Here is an 18,486-nt window from a genome sequence, read left to right as displayed (position 1 = left end):
CGCCATCAGACGAAGCCGATCCAGCGGCCGGCAAGCAACGCGGACATCCACACCGCTGCTGAGAGGCCCGCCTGCAGGCGCAAGCCGAAGGCGGGCGCGGAGCCTGACACGGCCCGTCGCCAAGCTGCCTGCGTATGGACCGCGGCCGCGTTCAAAATGCCGAGCACCAGTAACGCCAGCTTCGCCAGGAAGGCCGGATTTTCGGCGTATTCGATCGGCTTGACGCTGAAAAGGGCAAAGCCGGTGATGACAGCGCCCACAAGCCCGACAGCTGCGGCCCGCGAAAGGAACGGGCCAAGCACTGACAGCGGCACCGAGCCGAACAAGCCCATCAGTCGCAGATCCAGCGGCAGGATCGCCCCGATCAGCAGCCCGATCGAAAGGATATGGGCGGCGTTGACCGCCATATAGACAAGCGCCGAGCGCCGCAGCCCTGACGACAGCGGGGTTGCGGCGAGCCATTCCAGGAACTCGATCACCATCGCTTAGTTCGTCTGGATCCGTTCCGGATAGATGTCGTAGCGCTTGTCGGCGACGGTAATCCGTACGGCCTTCATCCGCTTCTCGTCGGCCTTCTGTGAGCGGTTTCCAAGGACGATGATCGGATCGCCCTTCTTCGCCGAGCCTTCGACGAAGCCCGAGCGTTCGGTCTGCCGGGGATTGCCGAGTTCGACGAGCCAGAGGCCGTCGGCGGCAGTCGCGACATCGAGCGTCGGGTGCGGGCCGCCCATCGTGACCTTTTCGATGGTGCCGCGCAGTTCCGTCTGCTCACCCTCGGCCCATGACCAGCCATGGTGAGCGGCGGCTCCCGTCGCCAAGCTCAGCGCGAGGGCCACACCAATTGCCATCCGTTTCGAGTTCATGAGACGCATGTTCGTTTCTCCCTACCTCAGGACAGGGGCGAATTGGCATAGCGCCAAGCAATGGAAAGCTATCTCACCGAATCTTGAAGCGGCGCGGAGCCTATCGGTATCCGTTCGACGGCCACGTCAACGCAACGCCGGACACGCTCACTCATCGTCAGCGTACCCACTGAGGCATCCCCGGCCTTGCAAGGGCGCGACATGGCGCAGATAAGGGCTTGAGAATTCCTCCCAACAACGCCCGCAGGAATGACATGCTCTCGCCTTACAGAAGATCGAAGCTCCTTCGACGATCACGCGTGTTCTGGGGTTCCTTCTCGCTTTGGCGTCCGCGGCTGGTGTTCTGGTGCGGCGCCTTGGCGATCGGCGTCATCAGCGTTGGTTTCGCGCGGCTCGCCGATATGGCGCAGAAAGCGTTCGCCTCGATCACCACGTCAAGCGAATGGTCGTTCCTGCTGCCTTTGCTGATCACTCCAATCGGCTTCGTTCTCTCTGCCTACATTGCCGCGACGCTATTTCCGAACTCGCAGGGCAGCGGCATTCCGCAGGCGATAGCCGCGCGGCACTTGCATGACGAGGCCGACCGGTCGCGGCTGCTGTCCCTGCGGATTGCCCTTGGCAAGATCGTGCTGACGGTGCTTGGCTTGTTCAGCGGAGCGTCGATCGGGCGCGAGGGGCCGACCGTGCAGGTCGGCGCTTCGATCATGCTGGCCGTTGCGCGCTTTGGCGGCATGGCGCAGGCGCGAGGGCTTATCCTTGCCGGATCGGCTGCCGGTATCGCCGCTGCCTTCAACACGCCGCTCGCCGGTATCGTCTTCGCGATCGAAGAAATGGGCCGGACCTACGAATCGCGCGCCAACGGCATAGTCTTGACGGCCGTAATCCTTTCGGGCCTCGCTGCCCTCGGCCTCGCCGGCAGCTACAACTATTTTGGTTCGACCTCCGTCGTCCCGCTAACGCTGGCGGATTGGAGCCTGGTGTTGATCTGCGGTGTCGGCGGCGGAGCGCTCGGAGCTGCGTTCAGTGGGCTGGCGCTGCATGTCGGCCAGCGCATCCGGCGGTGGGCACAACCGCAGCCTTTGATGAGGATGCTCTGCCTCGCCGGCGCGTGCGGCTTCGTCATCGCCGTCATCGGCGTCGCCTCGGGCGGCATGACCTTCGGCACCGGCTATGAGCAGGCAAAGGGCGCGGTCGAGGGGCAAGCGCTGCCGCTGTTTTTCTTTGTCGAAAAGCTGGTCGCGAGCTTTCTGTCCATGATGTCGGGCATCCCCGGCGGCATTTTTGCACCGTCGCTTGCGGTTGGCGCCGGGTTCGGGAGCACTGTTGGTACACTGGTCGGCAGCAGCATCGCACTCGCGGCAATTCTCGGCATGGCGGGCTACTTTGCCGGGGTGGTGCAGGCGCCGATGACCGCTTTCGTGATCATCTTGGAAATGACCGGGGATCATCAGGCGGTGATCCCGATCATGGCGGTTTCGATGATCGGCTACGTCACCTCGCGGCTGCTATCACGCGAGCCGCTATATCATGGGCTGTCGCGCGTCTTTATTGCCGCAGCCATTCGCGCACGGCGGGCCGCTGAGCACAAGGTGGCCGTCGATCAGGGTGCGTCCTAGGCGAGCAGGCGGGTGACCTGCGCCACCTTTGCCGGCGCGACAGCATCGGCGATGGTCGTGGAGAATAGCACCTTGCGGGTCGCATCAGCCACCTTGGCGAAGACATGGCGAATCTCGCAGTTCTGCTCGCCGTCGCAATCATCACACTTGCGGTAAGCGGTGATCGAGAGGCAGGGAAGCGGCGCGATCGGTCCGTCGATGATGCGGAGTACCTCGCCGAAGGTGATCATGTCGGCCGGCTTCAGCAGCAGGTATCCACCCGTCTTGCCGCGGCGACTGACGACGATACCCTGATGCTTGAGGTCAAGAAGGATCTGTTCGAGGAACTTCTTCGGGATTTTCTGCTGCGCCGCAATGTCGGAAATCATCACCGGCTCGCCGTCATCGGCTGCCGCCAATACTGCCAGCGCCCTTAGCGCATATTTTGCCTTCTGCGTAATCATCTTTGACCGTCGACACACACATGGCGGGCGGAATCACGAGCCCACCGCAAGCTCTATTCTGCCTCTATGGCATGCGCCGCATGAACGGAATTTGAACAACTCGGCGAAACCCTTGAGAGACAAGGTTTTTGGCCTTGTTTTTTCACCCTCGGCCAATAGTCGAAATTTACGCCAAAATGCGTCCCAGATGTCATCAATTCACATTTCCGATTGACAGGCAACGTGTTACTCTACTAAATCAATAGACAATTAGTTTGGCCGCTGCGCACCATCGCTGGCGCGGCTGCTTTTCCGCATTGCAGCGGCCGGGGAGAGATATTTGCTCCTATCGCGCCCGCTTTCGAAATCCGTTTTTCTGTCCGATCCAAGCCCGACCTGCGATACTCCGGCCAACATCAAGGACAGGATCCCCATGACTGTTGCTGCCAATCCAAACGCTGAAGCGGAAACGCTGAACGCGAAACTCGCAAGCCTTGACCTTGCCGGGCGTCTGTCGCTCGTTGCCGGTCTTGGCGGCCGCGTTGTCTTCACCACCTCCCTCGGCATCGAGGATCAAGTGATCACGGCCGAGATCGGCAATCATCGCCTGCCGATCGACGTCGCGACGCTGCAGACCGGACGCCTGTTTCCGGAAACGCTCGCGCTGATCGACGAGACCGAGAAGCAATACGACATCCACATCAGCCGCTACGAACCGGAACAGGCCGACATTGACGCCTATGCCGCGAAATATGGCCTCAACGGTTTCTACGAGAGCGTCGAGGCCAGGCATGCCTGTTGTGGCGTGCGCAAGCTGAAGCCACTTGCGCGCGCACTTGATGGGGCAACCATCTGGATCACCGGTCTGCGCCGCGGCCAATCGACCAACCGCGCGGAGACGCCGTTTGCCGAGTATGACGCCGAGCGCCACCTGTTGAAGGTCAACCCGCTGGCCGATTGGGACATCGACGTCATCAAGGCCTACGTCGCCGACAACAGCGTGCCGGTCAATCCGCTGCATGCCCGTGGCTACCCCTCGATCGGTTGCGAACCGTGCACGCGGGCGATCAAGCCCGGCGAGCCGGAGCGTGCCGGCCGCTGGTGGTGGGAACAGGACGAAAAGCGCGAATGCGGCCTGCACGTGGCTGAAGAAGCCTCGGCGATTGCCGCACAACAGTAACCCGTCGACTTCGGGATCGGAGCGCGGCTCCTCGCCTGCGCTCCTCGAAGTCTGAAATGCACCTCGTTCCGGATGCCTCCCTTTCTGGAACGATCGAAGTCTGGAGTTAGAAATGCCCGATAGCCGTCCGGATACGGAACTCAGCAATCCCCAGAGCGCCAAGCCGCCGCTCGACCCACATCTGAAGGCGCTTGAAAACGAAGCGATCCACATTTTCCGTGAGGTCGCCGCGGAGTTCGAGAAGCCCGTCATGCTCTACTCGATCGGCAAGGACTCGTCGGTCCTGCTGCATCTTGCGCGTAAGGCGTTCTATCCCGGCCGCGTGCCCTTCCCGCTGCTGCACGTCAATACCGGCTGGAAGTTCGCGGAGATGATTACCTTCCGCGACGAGATCGTGAAGAAGTACGATCTCGATCTGATCGAGCACATCAATCCGCGTGGTGCTGCCGAAAACATCACGCCGTTCACCTACGGGTCGGCGCGCTATACCGACATCATGAAGACGGAAGCGCTGCGCAACGCGCTCGACGCCGGAAAGTTCGACGCTGCCTTCGGCGGTGCCCGCCGCGACGAGGAGGCGAGCCGCGCCAAGGAGCGCATCTATTCGTTCCGCACGCCCGACCATCGCTGGGATCCGCGCAACCAGCGCCCTGAGCTCTGGAACGTCTACAACGGCCAGATCCGCAAGGGCGAAAGCGTTCGCGTCTTCCCGCTGTCGAACTGGACCGAGGTCGACATCTGGCGCTACATCCAGGCGGAAAACATTCCGATCGTGCCGCTCTATTTCGCGGCAAAGCGCCCCTATGTGGAGCGCGACGGCATGATGATTGCTGCCTCCGATCCGCGGCTTGAACTGCTGCCCGGCGAAACGAAGCAGGAAGCTTCCATCCGCTTCCGCACACTCGGCTGCTTCCCGCTGACGGGCGCGATCCGCTCGACCGCCACCACCCTTGAAGACATCATCGCGGAGCTGGAAATCGCCACGGTTTCCGAACGACAGGGCCGCGCCATCGACCGCGACCAATCCGGTTCCATGGAAAAGAAGAAGCGTGAAGGATATTTCTGAGATGACCGCAGCCGTAACCGCCGCACACGCCCTCGCCGTGCCCGCCGCAGAACCCGCGACGGCGACCCGCGACTCGCGACCGCTGCGCCTCATCACCTGCGGCAGCGTCGATGATGGCAAGTCCACGCTGATCGGCCGCCTGCTCTGGGACACCAAGGCAGTCAAGGAAGACCAGGCCGCCACGCTGCAGCGCGATTCCACCGGCAAGCAGAACGATCTCGGCCTGCCCGACTTCGCATTGTTGCTCGACGGCCTGCAGGCCGAGCGCGAACAGGGCATCACCATCGATGTCGCCTATCGCTACTTCTCGACCGAGCGCTCCTTTATCGTTGCCGACACGCCAGGCCACGAGCAGTACACCCGCAACATGGCAACCGGCGCCTCCACTGCCGATCTCGCCGTGCTGCTCGTCGATGCGCGCGCCGGCATTCTGGAACAGACGCGCCGCCACGCGACGATCGCCTCGCTGCTCGGCATCAAGCAGTTTGTGCTCGCCGTCAACAAGATCGACCTGACGAACTACGATCGCGCTGGCTTCGACAAGATCACGCACGAGTTTCGCGAATTCGCGCTGTCGCTCGGCGTCAAGCAGATCACCGCGATCCCGATGTCGGCGCTGAAGGGCGAGAACGTCGTCTACTCCGGCGAAGCAGCGATGCCGTGGTATGCCGGCCCGACGCTGGTCGAAACGCTTGAGCTTGCCACCGTCCGTTCGTCGCAGGCGACGGGCTTCCGCTTCTCGGTGCAGCGCGTATCGCGCCCGGGCGAAAGCTTCCGTGGCTACCAGGGCACGGTTGCCGGCGGCTCCGTCAAGCCGGGCGACAGCGTCATGATCCTGCCGTCCGGCATGGTCGCCAACGTCACCAAGATCGTCACCTTCGATCTCGTCCGCAACGCCGCCGTTGCCGGCGACGCAATCACGCTGGTTCTCGACCGGCAAGTGGATGTTGCACGCGGCGACATGATCGTCTCGATCGACAGCCAGCCGCAGGTCGGCCTGTCCTTCGACGCGCAGATCGTCGCGCTGCAGCCCGAGGGCATCGAAGCCGGCAAGCGCTACTGGCTGAAGAGCGGCAGCCGCCGCCAGCGCGTGCAGGTGCAGCCGGTGGCGCAGCTTGAGCTGAAGACGGGCGCCTGGGCTCCAGTCGACACGCTCTACATGAACGCGATCGGCAAGGTGCGCCTTGCCTTCGACGAGCAGGCGATCTTCGACCCTTATGAGCAGAACCGGGCATCCGGCTCTTTCATCCTGATCGACCCCGACACCAACAACACGGTGGCAGGCGGCATGATATCAGGAAAGCGGAGCGAACTCGGCGGTATCCACGGCGGCGACGCCCGCGTGATCCTGTCTCTGCCAGCCGATCTCGCGGACCAGATCATGGCGAGCGAACTCTTCGCCAACCGCCGCCACGAGGCTGAGGTGCGGCGCATGACCGCCGCTGAAGCCTCCGATCTCTGGTCGAACGCGGCAAGCGACATCTGACGAATGCTTGGTCGTGGCCCGCTCCAATCGAGCGGGCCACGATTTCTACATGCTCGCCTGCACCCGATGCAGGTTGGCATAGACCCCGTCATGGGCCATGAGATCCTCATGGGTTCCGTGCTCGACGATGCCATCGCCGGTCAGAACCAGAATGCGGTCGGCGTGGCGAACGGTCGACAGACGGTGGGCGATCACCAGCGTTGTCCTCCCCTTCGCCAAACTCAGCAACGCACGCTGCACCGCGCGTTCACTCTCGTTGTCCAACGCGCTGGTCGCTTCATCGAAGATCAGGATCGCCGGATCCTTCAGGAAAACGCGAGCGATCGTGAGGCGCTGACGCTGGCCGCCCGAGAGCTTGACACCGCGTTGGCCGATATCGGTATCGTAGCCGTTGGGTAACGCCATGATGAAGTCATGCGCGTTCGCGGCACGAGCGGCGGCCACCACCTCGGCATCCGTCGCGTCCGGCCGTCCATAGCGCAGGTTTTCCGCTATCGTGCCGGCGAACAGATACACATCCTGCTGTACGATGCCGATATGGCGGCGCAGCGACGCCAACGTCACGTCACGAAGGTCGACACCATCGATGCGGATTACCCCGGACTGGATGTCGTAGAAGCGTGAGATGAGTGCGCAAAGTGTACTCTTGCCCACGCCTGAAGGTCCCACCAAAGCCACGAACTCGCCCGGCGCGATCGTCAGAGAAACATTGTCGAGCACGCTGGCGCCTTCGTCAGCATAGCCGAACGTGACCTCGGAGAAGGCGATTTCCCCGTAAGGAACCGACAAAGGCCGGGCTCCAGGCCGGTCCGTGATGTCAGGTGCGATCTCCAGTATCTCCATGGCCCTGACGAACCCGGTGTAGCCCTCCTGCCAAAGCCGCACGAAGTTGGCCAGCCGCCTTACGGGATCGACCAGTACCGCGACGCAAAGCAGGAACGTCAGGAGATCGGCGACGGTAAGCTCCGCCGTCAGGATGCGGATCGCCCCGACGATGATGACAAGGATGGTGATGAGCTGCGCGAAGGTCTCCGTGCCGACGGAGAACCAGGCCTCGCTGCGGTAGCCGTCAGCACGGCTGCGGAGAAAACCCTGGTTGAGATCGGCGAAACGCTCCTTCTCCCTGGCCTCGTTGGCGAAGGACTGGACGACACGAATGCCCGCCAAGGCATCCTCGACGCGCTCGTTGACGGCGGCGATCTGTTGCTTGCTGGCGTCGAGCGCGCGGTTCATGCGTCGATTGAAATGCAGCGCATAGGCGATGGCCAGCGGTGTAAGCAGAAGGATGATGCCGGCCAACGGCGGATCGATGTAGAACAGGACAACCATTGCCCCACCATATTTGAGCACGGCGATGGAGAGGTCTTCGGGACCATGGTGGAAAAGCTCACCCAACCACAGTGAATCATTGGTGATGCGGCTCATCAGCTGACCGGTGCGCTGCGTGTCGTGGAAGCTGAAGGAGAGCTTCTGGCAGTGCTCGAAGAGCTCTTGGCGAACCGCCGCCTCGATCCGGGCACCCATCACGTGGCCCTGATAGTCGACAAAGAAGATGGCGACGCTCTGGACCACCAGGATCGCGAGCATGGCGGCCCCGATAAGCAGGATTTCCCCGAAGGCCTGCGGCGTATCGCTCAGCGTCAGAAGATAGCGCGTGACGTAGTTGGCGCAGAGCGGCAGCGCGATCGCCGTGCCGGCAACGAGGATTGCGCACAACAGGTCCGCCAGCAGCAAAGGCAGATGCGGCCGATAGTAGGAGAGAAACTTGCGCCAGCGTGAAGGCCGGCGTTCACGGTCGGCATCAATCTGCCGGGTCCGGAAGAACCAAAGAGAGGGTTTATGGCGTGGCGTGCTTTTCCTTGCGCGCGAGAACCGAGAAATCATGAAGCGTCATGTCCTTGTGGTCGATGTTTCCTTTCTGGTTGGACAGGATCGTTTTCATGTTGGTCTCCCGAAGCTGCAGGAATTGAGACCCAAGCATCGCAGACAAGCGCGGTCTTCTCAAGATCGAAACTGCGAAAGGCGCGAGATGTCATCTGCGCGCAACAGTCGGCGCTGGCGTCGCCAGAATGCAAAACCAGCACCGGTATGTCAGCTCATACGCCGGGGCCCCGGTTCGTCGGCCTCGCCAGCGCGCCTACCACAGCGGCATGTGGCGGTTGACGTCCTTGTAAAGCAGGTAGCGGAAGCGGCCCGGACCGCCGGCATAGCAAGCCTGCGGGCAGAAGGCGCGCAGCCACATGAAGTCGCCGGCTTCCACCTCGACCCAATCCTTGTTGAGGCGATAGACCGCCCTGCCCTCGAGTACGTAGAGGCCGTGCTCCATCACATGCGTTTCCATGAACGGAATGACGCCGCCCGGCTCGAACGTGACGATGGTGACGTGCATGTCGTAGCGAAGATCGGCCGGATCGATGAAGCGGGTCGTGGCCCAAGCATCATCGGTGTCGGGCATCGGCTGCGGCGGATGATTTTCCTCATGCGTGAAGATCGCCGGCGGCGGATCCTGCCCTTCGACCTCCTGGAACGCCTTGCGGATCCAGTGGAACTTCACGGGCGCCGCGCTCTTGTTCCACAGTGTCCAGCGGGAGCCGGCAGGCAGGAAGGCGAAGGAACCAGGGCGCATTGCATGCGAGGCGCCCTCGAACTCGACGGCCATCTCGCCGTCGACCACAAAGAGCACGCCTTCGGCGCGCTTCTCAGGTTCTGGCCGGTCGCTGCCGCCGCCCGGCTGCACTTCCATGATGTACTGTGAAAACGTCTCGGAAAAACCGGTCAGCGGGCGGGAAATCACCCAGGCGCGCGTGCCTTCCCAATGCGGGAAATAGCTGGTGACGATGTCCGTCATCACGCTGCGCGGGATGACCGCATAGGCTGTCGTGAACACGGCCTTGCTGGACAGGAGTTCGGTCTGCGGCGGCAGGCCGCCCATGTTGGAATAAAAGTTTGCTTTGCTCATTGATTCACTTTTCACGGGCCGGGATTGTCAATCTGCTTTAAGCGCCGCATCTATTCTAGGCAACCTTTAGATTGCCGCCACCACGCGGCAGAATGTCCACAGCGCCTGGCCGCCTGAGGAGAGATGCCATGAGTCTGGAAAAACTTCGGGAAGACTATGCTGAGAAGGTCAAGGAGTACGAGGGCAACCTCAAATCCATGACGGAGAATGATGTGAAGCACTTCCGAGCCGAGGGATCCGGCCCGCTCTCCGACATCACCGAACAGATCCGCAACGAGTATTATCGCCATATCGAGAGCTATGCCGCCCTGATTGCCGAGATCGATGCCATTCTTGGGGTGTAGTCGTATGTTGCGCTGCTGGTGCCGGCTTTAGCCCTGTCAGGCTGTGGCCGGTACATCCAGGTATCCTAAACCGCGAGCGTTCGAGCGGCCGCGCCGATGAGTTCCTGCTGCGTCGCTGGTTTGGAGACGACGAGCACGCCGTTACATTTTCTTTTCATCTCGTCGGGTAGCGTCTGCCCGCTGTAAAACAAGAATGGGACCCCGCGTTCGGTCAACAGGTCGCCAATCCTTTCGGTTGTCTCTTGGCCGAGCCTAATGTCCAGAATCGCAAGGGAAAGCTCTTCCGTGCTGACCGCATCCACCGCTGCTGCAACGGTCGCGCACGGACCGACGACGTATGCCCCAGCGTCGAGAAATGCCGCCTCCATATCGAGTGCGATCAAAATCTCGTCTTCAGCGATTAAAATTCTGGCTCCGGATAAAGGCTGATCCAACTCAGGTTTCCCCACCATTCGGCGCAACCTCCGGAAGGTCGATGGCGATCGTGCACACGACACCCTCCGGCTGGAAGTCGCGTTTGACCGTCGCGTTAGGTAGGCTCTTTTCGATCAACGCACCGCCGAAGCCCTGCGCTGCAGGCGGCTCGACCGGCGGACCACCACGCTCCTCCCATACAACGTTCAATTGACGACCGTTGTTCCGGAGCTCCCAGCTGAGCGTGACCCTGCCGGTCTCGACCGAAAAGGCTCCGTATTTCGCGGCATTCGTAGCAAGCTCGTGAAGCACGAGGCCGAATGGCGTGGCAACCTCCGGCAACAAGGTTAACGGCGGCCCGTGAAGCTTGAGCCGATGCCGATCGCCGGCGTACGCTTCGAGCTGATTGAACGCCAGGGCTTCGAGCTCGGCGCCGCTCCACTCCGAGTCGACGAGCAGCTTGTGAGCATTCGCCAGCGCAGCCAGCCGCCCATCAAACCGCGCGACGAAATCTTCGCTGGAATGGGTGGTGCGCAGCGTCTGTCGCGCCAGCGATTGAACCACGGCAAGCGTGTTTTTGACACGGTGGCTTAATTCGCCCAAAAGCAGTTGCCGGCGTCGCTCCCAGCGCTTGCGATCGGTAATATCGCGCGTGCTTTCGAGTACAAGCCTCCTGTCGCCCAGCACCATCAGTTCGATCTGGGACTCTACCGTCAGCACCTGGCCGCTCTTGGTGGTGTGATGCAACTCGCCGCTCCACCGGCCCTTTTCGATGAGCGTCTGCCGAAGCTGCTTGAACGACGAGCCAGGTACGGCGGTTTTCAGCAGCTTTTCCTTCTGCTTTCCGACGGCCTCCTCCCGCGAATAGCCGTAAAGTTCCTCGCTGCCGCGATTCCACTGTTTGACGCCGTCGTCGAGGTCCCATAGGAAAATCGGCGAGCGCGAGAGTTCGACAAGCCGCATTTCCTGATCCAGGCGCTCCGCACTGGCCCGCGCTGCCTCCTCCGCATGGCGGCGCTCTGTCACGTCGACAAAGGTCACGACGACGCCATCGATCTTGTCGTCGATCGTGCGATAGGGCCGCATCCGCACCATATACCAGCCATCGTTGCGGCTCTTGACCTCGCGCTCGATTGGCGTGAGATCTTCCACCACCGAGCGCGCTTCCTCGGCCAAATCCTCATATTCGAGCTGGTGAGTAAAATCCGTGATCGGCCTCCCCTCGTCATTCAACGTCACATTGAAGATCTCCATCAAGCGGGGCGTGAAGCGCTTGATGCGGAGCGACGGATTGAGGAAGAGCGTGGCGACGTCTGTTGCCGCCATAAGGTTCTGAAGGTCGCTGTGGGCGCGCGAAACGCTTTCCAGCTTCAGCTTGAGTTCGTTATTGACGGTCTGCAGCTCCTCGTTGATCGACTGCAATTCCTCCTTGCTGGTCTCGAGTTCCTCTGCTGTCGAACGGTATTCCTCGTTCATCGATTGGAGTTCTTCGTTGGCGGCGCGCAATTCTTCATTGGCGGCTTCCGACTCTTCTCTCGTCACTCGCAGCCGGTTTTGGGCGAGCTGCAGTTCTTCCTGCAACTGGCGAATTGTCTGGCTGCTGGGCGGGCGGCCGTCCAAAGCTTCCGCGACGGTGTCTCCCGCGTTGTCGGTTGCCGCCTCGCCCTCGATGAAGAGCACCAGAGCATGGCGCGTCGGGTCGCTTCCCTGCAGGACCGGCCTGACCTGCAGGTAGACGCGATGCGGCACCCCATCGAGCTGGGAGAGGATCGGCATGCTCAATGTGCCTTCGTTCCGCTCGAAAGCACGATGCAGGGCCGCCCGGAGGTCGAAACGAAACTCTTCGCGCACGAGGTCCGTCGCATCCGTGCTGACCGGGCCGCCCGAAGGCCGCAGGAATCGGCCGGCATTTTCGGAAAGATGAATTGCCCGCTGGTTTTCATCGACGAGCATGCTCGGCGGGGCAATTTTCTCCAGCATCTGGCGATGCAAGGCCGCGTCGCTGACACTGCTTGCCAGCGACGGCTGGCGCGTGAGCACTGGTGCCCTTTCCGCCACTTGATGCGGCCCGAGGAGCACCGGCAGCGCTGGGCGCCGGTCGCTGGGACTGGCGGCCGACCGATAGATTCGTGCCTCGCGATCGACAGTGCGAAAAAGTCCAGCCGGGTGATCGGCGCTTTCGGACGAACCGAGGAACAGGAAGCCGCCCGGATTGAGTGCGTAGTGGAAGGTATTGCAGACCTGCTGTTGAAGCTGCCTGTCGAGATAGATAAGCAGGTTGCGGCAGGAGATCATGTCGAGGTGTGAAAAGGGTGGATCTCTGAGCAAGCTGTGGCTGGCGAACAGGACCACGTCACGCAGCTCTCGGCGCACGCGATAGTGGTCGCCTTCGCGCTGAAAGAACCGGCGAAGCCTTTCCTCCGAAAGATCGCTTTCGATCGTCGCGGGAAAGCGGCCCTCACGGGCGATTGCCAGCGCTCCTATGTCGAGGTCCGAGCCGAATACCTGAATTTCCGGGGCAAGGTCGCGACGCGCAGCCTCCTCGAGCAGCAGGATACCTATAGTGTAGGTCTCTTCGCCGCTGGCGCAGCCGGGAACCCAAACCCGGATGCTGTCGCCGGCCGTCCTGCCGTTGAACAATTGCGGAATGACGTTATCAGCCAAGGATTTGAACGCCGCTGGATCGCGAAAGAAGGTTGTGACGCAAATCAGAAAGTCACTGAAGAGCGCCTGCGCTTCCTCCACGTTTTCGCGGAGATAGGCGTAATATTCCGCCAGCGTTTCCTTCCTCGTCACCTGCGCCCGCCTGCTGATGCGGCGCAGGATAGTCGCACGCTTGTATTGCGAAAAGTCGTGTCCGGTGCGCACGCGCACGTGCGCCAGAATTCGACCAAGCGTGTCCTCGTCATTGGGACGGATATGGGGGGAAACCAGATTGGCCGGGCTGGCCAGGAGTTCCGCCAACTGATCGGTAAGCTCGCGAATCGGCAGGACAAAATCCGCGACGTCTGTGGCGATGGCGTTGCGCGGCATCGAGGCATACTCGGCCTCGCTGGGATCCTGGATCAGTACAATGCCGCCAGCTTCCTTGATGGCCTTGACACCCATCGCGCCATCCGCGCCCGCGCCGGTGAGAACGACGGCAAATCCGCTGCCCTGGTGCTCTGCAAGCGATCGAAAGAAAAGGTCAATCGGCGCACGATGTGCACGCGTCTCCTCGAAAGGCAGCGCCGCGATGGTGCCGTCGGCTATCTTCAGCCGCCGGTTCGGCGCAATGACGTAGACATGATTGCCTTCCAGCTTGGCTGTGTCTTCGACCTGCGTGACCGGCATTCGCGTCCGCATCGCAAGGATGCTGGCAAGCTCGCTCCTGACATCCGGGTCGAGATGGACGATGACGACAAACGCCGCGTCGGTGTCAATTGGAACGGCGGCGAAGAACGTTTGAAGCGCCTGAACGCCCCCTGCCGAAGCCCCGATCCCCACAATCGGCGGATCCGATTGTTGATCCATTCTTCTACCTCCCAGCACCACCGGCGCGCGGGTCATTCCGACGTGGCCTGCGCGGCCTTTTTATATAGCAGGCCGGAAGGCCGCGCCAATAGCGGCCGGCCGGAAACGCAAGTATTATCTACTTGTTTAATCAATGTGAAAAGCGGCGGCTCGGATCCGCATCTCCGAGGTTTCGGCCTTTATTGAACTTATAGGGTGTTGGCGCGTTTTCGATGAAACGGAGCATGCCATGGACCGCCGCGACGTGATAGCCATAGGGGGATCGGTGGGCGCGGTTGGTGCAATCAAACATCTGCTTCGCGACCTTCCCCACGACTTGCCTGCAGCGATCTTCATCGTCATCCATGTCGGCGCGCGCGGCAACAATCTGCTCGCTGATATTTTTGACCAGGACGCCGGCTTTCCCGTCACGACTGCCGTCGATGGCGAGCGCGTTCAGAAGGGCCACGCCTATGTTGCGGCGGCGGATCATCATCTCCTTGTCGTCGATGACACCATCCGGCTCGGCCGCGGGCCGCGCGAAAACCTTGCGCGACCGGCGATCGATCCGCTGTTTCGTTCTGTTGGCGCGAGCTTCGGCCCGCGGGCAATCGCAATCGTTCTGACCGGGATGCTGAACGACGGAGCCGCCGGCCTGGCCGATCTGAAGCGCTGCGGCGGCGTCACCGTCGTACAGAATCCGTCGGACGCGGTCGCCCCTGATATGCCACTCGGAGCCCTGAGGGCGAGCCGGATCGATTATCGCGCCTCGCTCGCCGAACTTCCGCAGCTGTTTCGCAAGCTCACCAGCGAAGACGCAGGCCCTCCGGTTGTCGTTCCAGAGGATATCAGGCTGGAGATCGACATCGCTCTTGGTCTACAAATCGGCCCCGAAGTGGTTGCGACCATCGCCGACCCAGTTCCTATTTCATGTCCGGCCTGCGGGGGCATACTGTCCCAAGTCAGGAATAGTCCGCCCCTGAGGTTTCGCTGCCAGGTCGGCCACGCCTATACTTCCGAGGCCCTGTCTGCCGATAAGGAAGGTGCTGTCGACGAGGCGATGAGGGTTGCGCTTCGAATCATCGAAGAGAGAGTGACGCTCAGCGAAAAAATGGCCGACGACGCCCGCCGCAGCGGTCTCGGCGCGGCTGCCGCCGCGAACGGAAGGCGGGCCGAGGAAGGACGACAGCATGTCGAAACACTGCGCCGCGCCATTCTCATCAAGACCGCCGACGTCGCCGACGACAAGTCTGAGAACGCGGAAGACACCGCTGTTTGAAATCCGGGCGCGCCTTTGCCTGAGCCGACGCCCGAAATGAAAAAAGCCCGCTTGCGCGGGCTTTTCGGCTGGTCGGAGTGGAGTGATTCGAACACTCGACCCCCACGTCCCGAACGGCGATGGCTTCCACAAAACCCAGCAAAACCGGGATAGGCGCATGCCGTTTGTTCGCGCCTGTTCCGCTTCTGTCCAATGAAACGGTCCGCAAACGGTCCGGCAGGACAAATAAAAAGGCCCCGACGCTGGTCGAGGCCTATATGCTCTTAGTTTGCCTCTAAGGCCGAGATCAGCTCGCGCGGAAGTCGGATCTTCCACCCGCCATCGTCGACCGACCACGCAGCCACGTCCGCTTTGGCCCGTCGAGCATCCTCACCTTCGGCCGGTATTACAGTGAGTGCATTTGCGAGCTTTGCCATCCTCGCGAATACTAACTCCTTATCCTTACCTTCGACCAAAGACATCCGGTCAGCTTCGCCAAGAAACTGTCGTCGCAAATATCTGACCGTCTCATCATGCGGGCCGAATACTGGCCGTGCCAATCTGGCACTAGCCAGCGCAGCTAATCCAGTGACTACGCCTCGACGTGCGAGACATGGGCTATCAATCGCGCCGGCGCAGCCGTCGCGGTATGCATCGCTTCCCATTTCATCAGGTTCCTTAGGTCATTTCTTCACTCGATGTTGGCCGAGCCAGGGCGATGCTATCCCGGCCAACTTCGCTCTTTCGCGCCCCCGGCACTATCGCGAGGCGACAGCGATCATTAACTACGCTCAACCTCGGATATGCATAACTCTATGTGTGGCATCGAGGTGGCATATCGGTCAATTGCCACATGTGGCATCCGTGCGGCATGGCCAGAGAAGACTTACATTTTAGGTTACGAATACCTGAAGAACTGAAGAAACGTGTGTTTGCGGCGGCGCGAGCAAACGACCGGTCTATGACAGCAGAGATCATCGCTCGGTTAGAAGACACCTTTTCTGGCGCCGAGTTCGATCCGAACGACAAAGAACTTGTCGACATTCTCGCCGATCTAGATCGACTGAAGCGCAGGATTGTCCGTTCCAGGCGCTCATAGCGTAACCACCAAGGGTTTTTAAGAAAACCTCAACTCGCCTCTAGGCAATACCCGGAAGCAGGTGGTAGCCCTTTCCTCGGTCCCCAAACAAACTGAGGCGTTTAAATGAACACTGATAATCTCGAACAAGCCAAGCTTGCTGTCTATGCCCGTGAGATGGGCATCTCGGTTGAAGAATTGGAAGAGCTGCACTATCGAGAAGACTGTGAGACTAGCCGAGACGGCGATACCATATTTAATCACTATATTGAGTTTTCAGACGAAAACCCTTGGCGCACAATGGTCAAGATCAAAGGTCTAGACGGCAACGTCGTCAGGTTTCAGCCTTGGCTATTCGAAACCGAGGGCGCGCCGGACTGATGGTTCTGCCCCTTGCCGGAGGACGGCAAGCGAGCCAAATTATAGGCTTGCTGAATTGTGGAGGCAGCGCAGGCCTTCTTCTGTTTGGAGTTGTCCCACGGAACCACACCTTGATGGAGTACGAACCGAAATACAAATGGCAGGAAACATGGCCCGGCGAGGTCGGCCTCGATGGCAAACCGCTGCAGGATTTCCAAGGCTCGGATGGAGAGACGCCAATCGGACGCATTAGGCTGGAGGAAGCCGGACCGATGAAGGGGAAGTGGCAATGGTCGGGTCACGGCCCGCGCAAGGTAAAGCGCCACCTGCCCCATCAGGGCTACAGCATGACAGCCAGAGAGGCGGCCCGGATGGCAGAGGAGTACTATGACACTCTGCTCGCTAACAACGACCTGAGGAAACAGTGATGCTGCCGCCAATGGATATCCGCCCCTTAGGCATCGATATCGACGTCCGGCCTGGGGGCTACCGTGTGCTAACGAGTGTGCAGCAGCTGGCCCAGATCCTCCTCGATCGATGGCCGGAGGACGAGAAGAACGATGCTTGGGAAGCGGCCTCAATCGCTTCGATGAGGGCGTTAGAGAGTCGCACCAACGCCGAGGCAGCGCGAGCCGCTTTTATTATGGCGGCTCAGGCGGCAGGCATTCACGTGAATGATGATGCTGATCGGTTTACACCTCCGCCGAAACGAGAGAAGCCGAAGAAGAAGCGATAGAGGACAGTGTTGGGTGAGAAGTTACTATCGACTCTCGATTAAATATCATCCATCCCTTGCTCATCGAGAGGGGAACCGATGAACGTAGAACGTGCTTTCTTTATCGTCGCAAGCTTCTTGCTGTGCGCGCCAGCCTACGCCGAAAATTCCACAGAGACCTGCAGGGCAGTCGGGGAGACGGCTAAAACCGTCATGGAAGCCAGACAGAGGAATGCCGACATGTCCAAGCTAATGGAGATTATGGACAGGACAGGCGAGGGAAAGGAATTCTATCGTAGAATCGTAATTCTGGCCTATAAACGACCGGCTTGGCATACTCAAAAATTGAGAGATGAGGCCATATCTCAATTCTCCAATGACATTCAACTCGCGTGCTACCAAAACAGCGATAAGTAACACATCGCTCACTTGGCAAGTCGAGCGAGATCAACACGTATATCACGGATCGCGCTTGTAAGGTCTTCCACTTCGTTGGCGAGGCCCTCTATACGTCGGCACAACATGTGCGCATTGTTCTTCGCCTCTTCCTGTCCGTCCGTCATTACCTCCGCGAGGTGCTTTACGGCAGCTGTCGCGCTCATGAGGGCGGTCGGATCGACGATAACCGATGCTACGGTTGCGCTAGACGGTCCGGCCTTATCTGCCGAAATAATTCCTAGGTAGCGAAATGCAAAGATCAGCGCGAGCGTAGCGCCGAAAGTTATGAGAGCGGGCGCTGGTAGATCAGCGAGCTTTTCCATTCCGTGCTTCCCTCTCGTCGTGCGCGGCTCGTTTTATGTTGACCAGCTCGCCAATCGCAAAGAGCGGGTAAATGGCGAGCCAGGTCGAGACGACGTTAGAGGATGCGTAGCAATATATGATGCCGACCCAGATGAGGCAGCCTATTGCAGCAGAGACCTGCCGTATGCGCGGCGTCACGTGCTTTCGTGCGCCATTCACGATCAGACCGATAATCCTCAGGATGCCGAGCATCACCATTAGCCATCCCAGCAGATCCTCGTTCCGGAAGATCGCCCGAAACGTGGACCACGCGGGCTGGTCAAACAGTGGCACGGGCATGAGCAGAACATAGCCCCACAGTGCCGTGTGTCCTGCAAGAAACCATTCCATCATACGCGGGCCAAAGCGGTGCTGAATACGCACCCAAAGGCCGGGACCGATATAAGGCATGTCCGCCATCACCATCACTTTCTGCAGGCCGCATCTTCGCGG

Annotated in this window: 19 protein-coding genes; 10 read left to right on the top strand and 9 right to left on the bottom strand. The window is 60.6% G+C overall.

The window, feature by feature from the left end:
* Nucleotides 1-5: 5 nt before the first annotated feature.
* Together RGCCGE502_RS05275 and RGCCGE502_RS05270 are read right to left on the bottom strand one after the other, a co-directional pair.
* Entirely contained in the window at nt 6-479 is a 474-nt protein-coding gene (locus RGCCGE502_RS05275; protein WP_040674016.1) for a DUF6644 family protein, read from the bottom strand.
* A 6-nt stretch (nt 480-485) separates the two neighbouring features.
* A complete protein-coding gene (locus RGCCGE502_RS05270; protein ID WP_016553127.1) occupies nt 486-872 on the bottom strand; it encodes a DUF6152 family protein in 387 nt (128 codons plus the stop codon).
* Between the two features lie 245 nt (nt 873-1,117).
* Between RGCCGE502_RS05270 and RGCCGE502_RS05265 the strand changes: the two genes are divergently transcribed.
* Nucleotides 1,118-2,479, top strand: coding sequence for a chloride channel protein (locus tag RGCCGE502_RS05265; protein ID WP_016553126.1), 1,362 nt, complete (start codon nt 1,118-1,120; stop codon nt 2,477-2,479).
* Here RGCCGE502_RS05265 and RGCCGE502_RS05260 read toward each other — a convergent pair.
* Nucleotides 2,476-2,922, bottom strand: a complete 447-nt coding sequence (locus tag RGCCGE502_RS05260; RefSeq protein WP_016553125.1) for an RrF2 family transcriptional regulator — start codon at nt 2,920-2,922, stop codon at nt 2,476-2,478. The two genes, RGCCGE502_RS05265 and RGCCGE502_RS05260, sit on opposite strands and share 4 nt — an antisense overlap.
* A gap of 412 nt (nt 2,923-3,334) precedes the next feature.
* Between RGCCGE502_RS05260 and RGCCGE502_RS05255 the strand changes: the two genes are divergently transcribed.
* From RGCCGE502_RS05255 to cysN, 3 genes are all read left to right on the top strand, one after another.
* Nucleotides 3,335-4,081: a phosphoadenylyl-sulfate reductase gene (locus RGCCGE502_RS05255; protein WP_040674014.1), complete on the top strand. Its 747-nt coding sequence runs from the start codon at nt 3,335-3,337 to the stop codon at nt 4,079-4,081.
* A 112-nt stretch (nt 4,082-4,193) separates the two neighbouring features.
* The gene (gene cysD, locus RGCCGE502_RS05250; protein ID WP_016553123.1) at nt 4,194-5,147 is read left to right on the top strand and encodes a sulfate adenylyltransferase subunit CysD; all 954 of its coding nucleotides are present in this window, start codon (nt 4,194-4,196) and stop codon (nt 5,145-5,147) included.
* Between the two features lies 1 nt (nt 5,148).
* Nucleotides 5,149-6,633 carry a sulfate adenylyltransferase subunit CysN gene (gene cysN, locus RGCCGE502_RS05245; protein WP_016553122.1) on the top strand — a complete coding sequence of 495 codons (1,485 nt, stop codon included), beginning with the start codon at nt 5,149-5,151 and terminating at the stop codon, nt 6,631-6,633.
* 45 nt (nt 6,634-6,678) lie between these two features.
* Here the strand turns inward: cysN and RGCCGE502_RS05240 are convergent, their stop codons facing one another.
* Nucleotides 6,679-8,517 (bottom strand): ABC transporter ATP-binding protein, encoded by a 1,839-nt coding sequence (locus tag RGCCGE502_RS05240; protein ID WP_040673978.1) that lies wholly within the window; start codon nt 8,515-8,517, stop codon nt 6,679-6,681.
* 253 nt (nt 8,518-8,770) lie between these two features.
* Nucleotides 8,771-9,592, bottom strand: a complete 822-nt coding sequence (locus RGCCGE502_RS05235) for a bifunctional allantoicase/(S)-ureidoglycine aminohydrolase (RefSeq protein ID WP_016553120.1) — start codon at nt 9,590-9,592, stop codon at nt 8,771-8,773.
* A 128-nt stretch (nt 9,593-9,720) separates the two neighbouring features.
* On the opposite strand from RGCCGE502_RS05235, the gene RGCCGE502_RS05230 reads away from it, so the two are divergent.
* Complete coding sequence (locus RGCCGE502_RS05230) at nt 9,721-9,936, top strand: hypothetical protein (protein ID WP_016553119.1); 216 nt, start codon at nt 9,721-9,723, stop codon at nt 9,934-9,936.
* Between the two features lie 65 nt (nt 9,937-10,001).
* Here the strand turns inward: RGCCGE502_RS05230 and RGCCGE502_RS05225 are convergent, their stop codons facing one another.
* Both RGCCGE502_RS05225 and RGCCGE502_RS05220 read right to left on the bottom strand, forming a co-directional pair.
* Nucleotides 10,002-10,388 carry a response regulator gene (locus RGCCGE502_RS05225; RefSeq protein WP_016553118.1) on the bottom strand — a complete coding sequence of 129 codons (387 nt, stop codon included), beginning with the start codon at nt 10,386-10,388 and terminating at the stop codon, nt 10,002-10,004.
* On the bottom strand, nt 10,372-13,863 hold the full coding sequence (locus RGCCGE502_RS05220; protein ID WP_016553117.1) for a chemotaxis protein CheB: 3,492 nt from the start codon (nt 13,861-13,863) through the stop codon (nt 10,372-10,374). The genes RGCCGE502_RS05225 and RGCCGE502_RS05220 overlap by 17 nt, the downstream gene beginning before the upstream one ends.
* Nucleotides 13,864-14,092: 229 nt before the next feature.
* Here RGCCGE502_RS05220 and RGCCGE502_RS05215 point away from each other — a divergent pair, with 229 nt between their 5' ends.
* The 5 genes from RGCCGE502_RS05215 (at nt 14,093) to RGCCGE502_RS05195 (ending at nt 17,274) form a co-directional block, all read left to right on the top strand.
* On the top strand, nt 14,093-15,121 hold the full coding sequence (locus tag RGCCGE502_RS05215) for a chemotaxis protein CheB (protein WP_016553116.1): 1,029 nt from the start codon (nt 14,093-14,095) through the stop codon (nt 15,119-15,121).
* Between the two features lie 832 nt (nt 15,122-15,953).
* On the top strand, nt 15,954-16,199 hold the full coding sequence (locus RGCCGE502_RS35170; RefSeq protein ID WP_341875025.1) for an Arc family DNA-binding protein: 246 nt from the start codon (nt 15,954-15,956) through the stop codon (nt 16,197-16,199).
* Nucleotides 16,200-16,304: 105 nt separating this feature from the next.
* On the top strand, nt 16,305-16,559 hold the full coding sequence (locus tag RGCCGE502_RS05205) for a hypothetical protein (protein WP_016553114.1): 255 nt from the start codon (nt 16,305-16,307) through the stop codon (nt 16,557-16,559).
* A 113-nt stretch (nt 16,560-16,672) separates the two neighbouring features.
* Nucleotides 16,673-16,966 carry a hypothetical protein gene (locus RGCCGE502_RS05200; protein WP_040674012.1) on the top strand — a complete coding sequence of 98 codons (294 nt, stop codon included), beginning with the start codon at nt 16,673-16,675 and terminating at the stop codon, nt 16,964-16,966.
* On the top strand, nt 16,966-17,274 hold the full coding sequence (locus RGCCGE502_RS05195; protein ID WP_016553112.1) for a DUF982 domain-containing protein: 309 nt from the start codon (nt 16,966-16,968) through the stop codon (nt 17,272-17,274). The genes RGCCGE502_RS05200 and RGCCGE502_RS05195 overlap by 1 nt, the downstream gene beginning before the upstream one ends.
* 404 nt (nt 17,275-17,678) lie before the next feature.
* Here RGCCGE502_RS05195 and RGCCGE502_RS05185 read toward each other — a convergent pair whose 3' ends face one another.
* Entirely contained in the window at nt 17,679-18,014 is a 336-nt protein-coding gene (locus tag RGCCGE502_RS05185) for a hypothetical protein (RefSeq protein WP_016553110.1), read from the bottom strand.
* Entirely contained in the window at nt 17,998-18,459 is a 462-nt protein-coding gene (locus tag RGCCGE502_RS05180) for a hypothetical protein (protein WP_016553109.1), read from the bottom strand. The genes RGCCGE502_RS05185 and RGCCGE502_RS05180 overlap by 17 nt, the downstream gene beginning before the upstream one ends.
* Between the last annotated feature and the right edge of the window lie 27 nt (nt 18,460-18,486).

Origin of the sequence: Rhizobium grahamii CCGE 502 (assembly GCF_000298315.2) — a bacterium.
GTDB classification, from domain to species: domain Bacteria; phylum Pseudomonadota; class Alphaproteobacteria; order Rhizobiales; family Rhizobiaceae; genus Rhizobium; species Rhizobium grahamii.
Note: the sequence above shows the minus strand (reverse complement) of the source record. Positions and strands in the feature narration are given on the sequence as shown.

Coding starts and splice junctions, on each gene's coding strand:
- RGCCGE502_RS05270 (WP_016553127.1), bottom strand. CDS start 872: ATGCGTCTCATGAACTCGAAACGGATGGCAATTGGTGTGGCCCTCGCG.
- RGCCGE502_RS05265 (WP_016553126.1), top strand. CDS start 1,118: ATGCTCTCGCCTTACAGAAGATCGAAGCTCCTTCGACGATCACGCGTG.
- RGCCGE502_RS05260 (WP_016553125.1), bottom strand. CDS start 2,922: ATGATTACGCAGAAGGCAAAATATGCGCTAAGGGCGCTGGCAGTATTG.
- RGCCGE502_RS05255 (WP_040674014.1), top strand. CDS start 3,335: ATGACTGTTGCTGCCAATCCAAACGCTGAAGCGGAAACGCTGAACGCG.
- cysD (WP_016553123.1), top strand. CDS start 4,194: ATGCCCGATAGCCGTCCGGATACGGAACTCAGCAATCCCCAGAGCGCC.
- cysN (WP_016553122.1), top strand. CDS start 5,149: ATGACCGCAGCCGTAACCGCCGCACACGCCCTCGCCGTGCCCGCCGCA.
- RGCCGE502_RS05240 (WP_040673978.1), bottom strand. CDS start 8,517: ATGATTTCTCGGTTCTCGCGCGCAAGGAAAAGCACGCCACGCCATAAA.
- RGCCGE502_RS05235 (WP_016553120.1), bottom strand. CDS start 9,592: ATGAGCAAAGCAAACTTTTATTCCAACATGGGCGGCCTGCCGCCGCAG.
- RGCCGE502_RS05230 (WP_016553119.1), top strand. CDS start 9,721: ATGAGTCTGGAAAAACTTCGGGAAGACTATGCTGAGAAGGTCAAGGAG.
- RGCCGE502_RS05225 (WP_016553118.1), bottom strand. CDS start 10,388: ATGGTGGGGAAACCTGAGTTGGATCAGCCTTTATCCGGAGCCAGAATT.
- RGCCGE502_RS05220 (WP_016553117.1), bottom strand. CDS start 13,863: ATGGATCAACAATCGGATCCGCCGATTGTGGGGATCGGGGCTTCGGCA.
- RGCCGE502_RS05215 (WP_016553116.1), top strand. CDS start 14,093: ATGGACCGCCGCGACGTGATAGCCATAGGGGGATCGGTGGGCGCGGTT.
- RGCCGE502_RS35170 (WP_341875025.1), top strand. CDS start 15,954: ATGTGGCATCCGTGCGGCATGGCCAGAGAAGACTTACATTTTAGGTTA.
- RGCCGE502_RS05205 (WP_016553114.1), top strand. CDS start 16,305: ATGAACACTGATAATCTCGAACAAGCCAAGCTTGCTGTCTATGCCCGT.
- RGCCGE502_RS05200 (WP_040674012.1), top strand. CDS start 16,673: ATGGAGTACGAACCGAAATACAAATGGCAGGAAACATGGCCCGGCGAG.
- RGCCGE502_RS05195 (WP_016553112.1), top strand. CDS start 16,966: ATGCTGCCGCCAATGGATATCCGCCCCTTAGGCATCGATATCGACGTC.
- RGCCGE502_RS05185 (WP_016553110.1), bottom strand. CDS start 18,014: ATGGAAAAGCTCGCTGATCTACCAGCGCCCGCTCTCATAACTTTCGGC.
- RGCCGE502_RS05180 (WP_016553109.1), bottom strand. CDS start 18,459: ATGGTGATGGCGGACATGCCTTATATCGGTCCCGGCCTTTGGGTGCGT.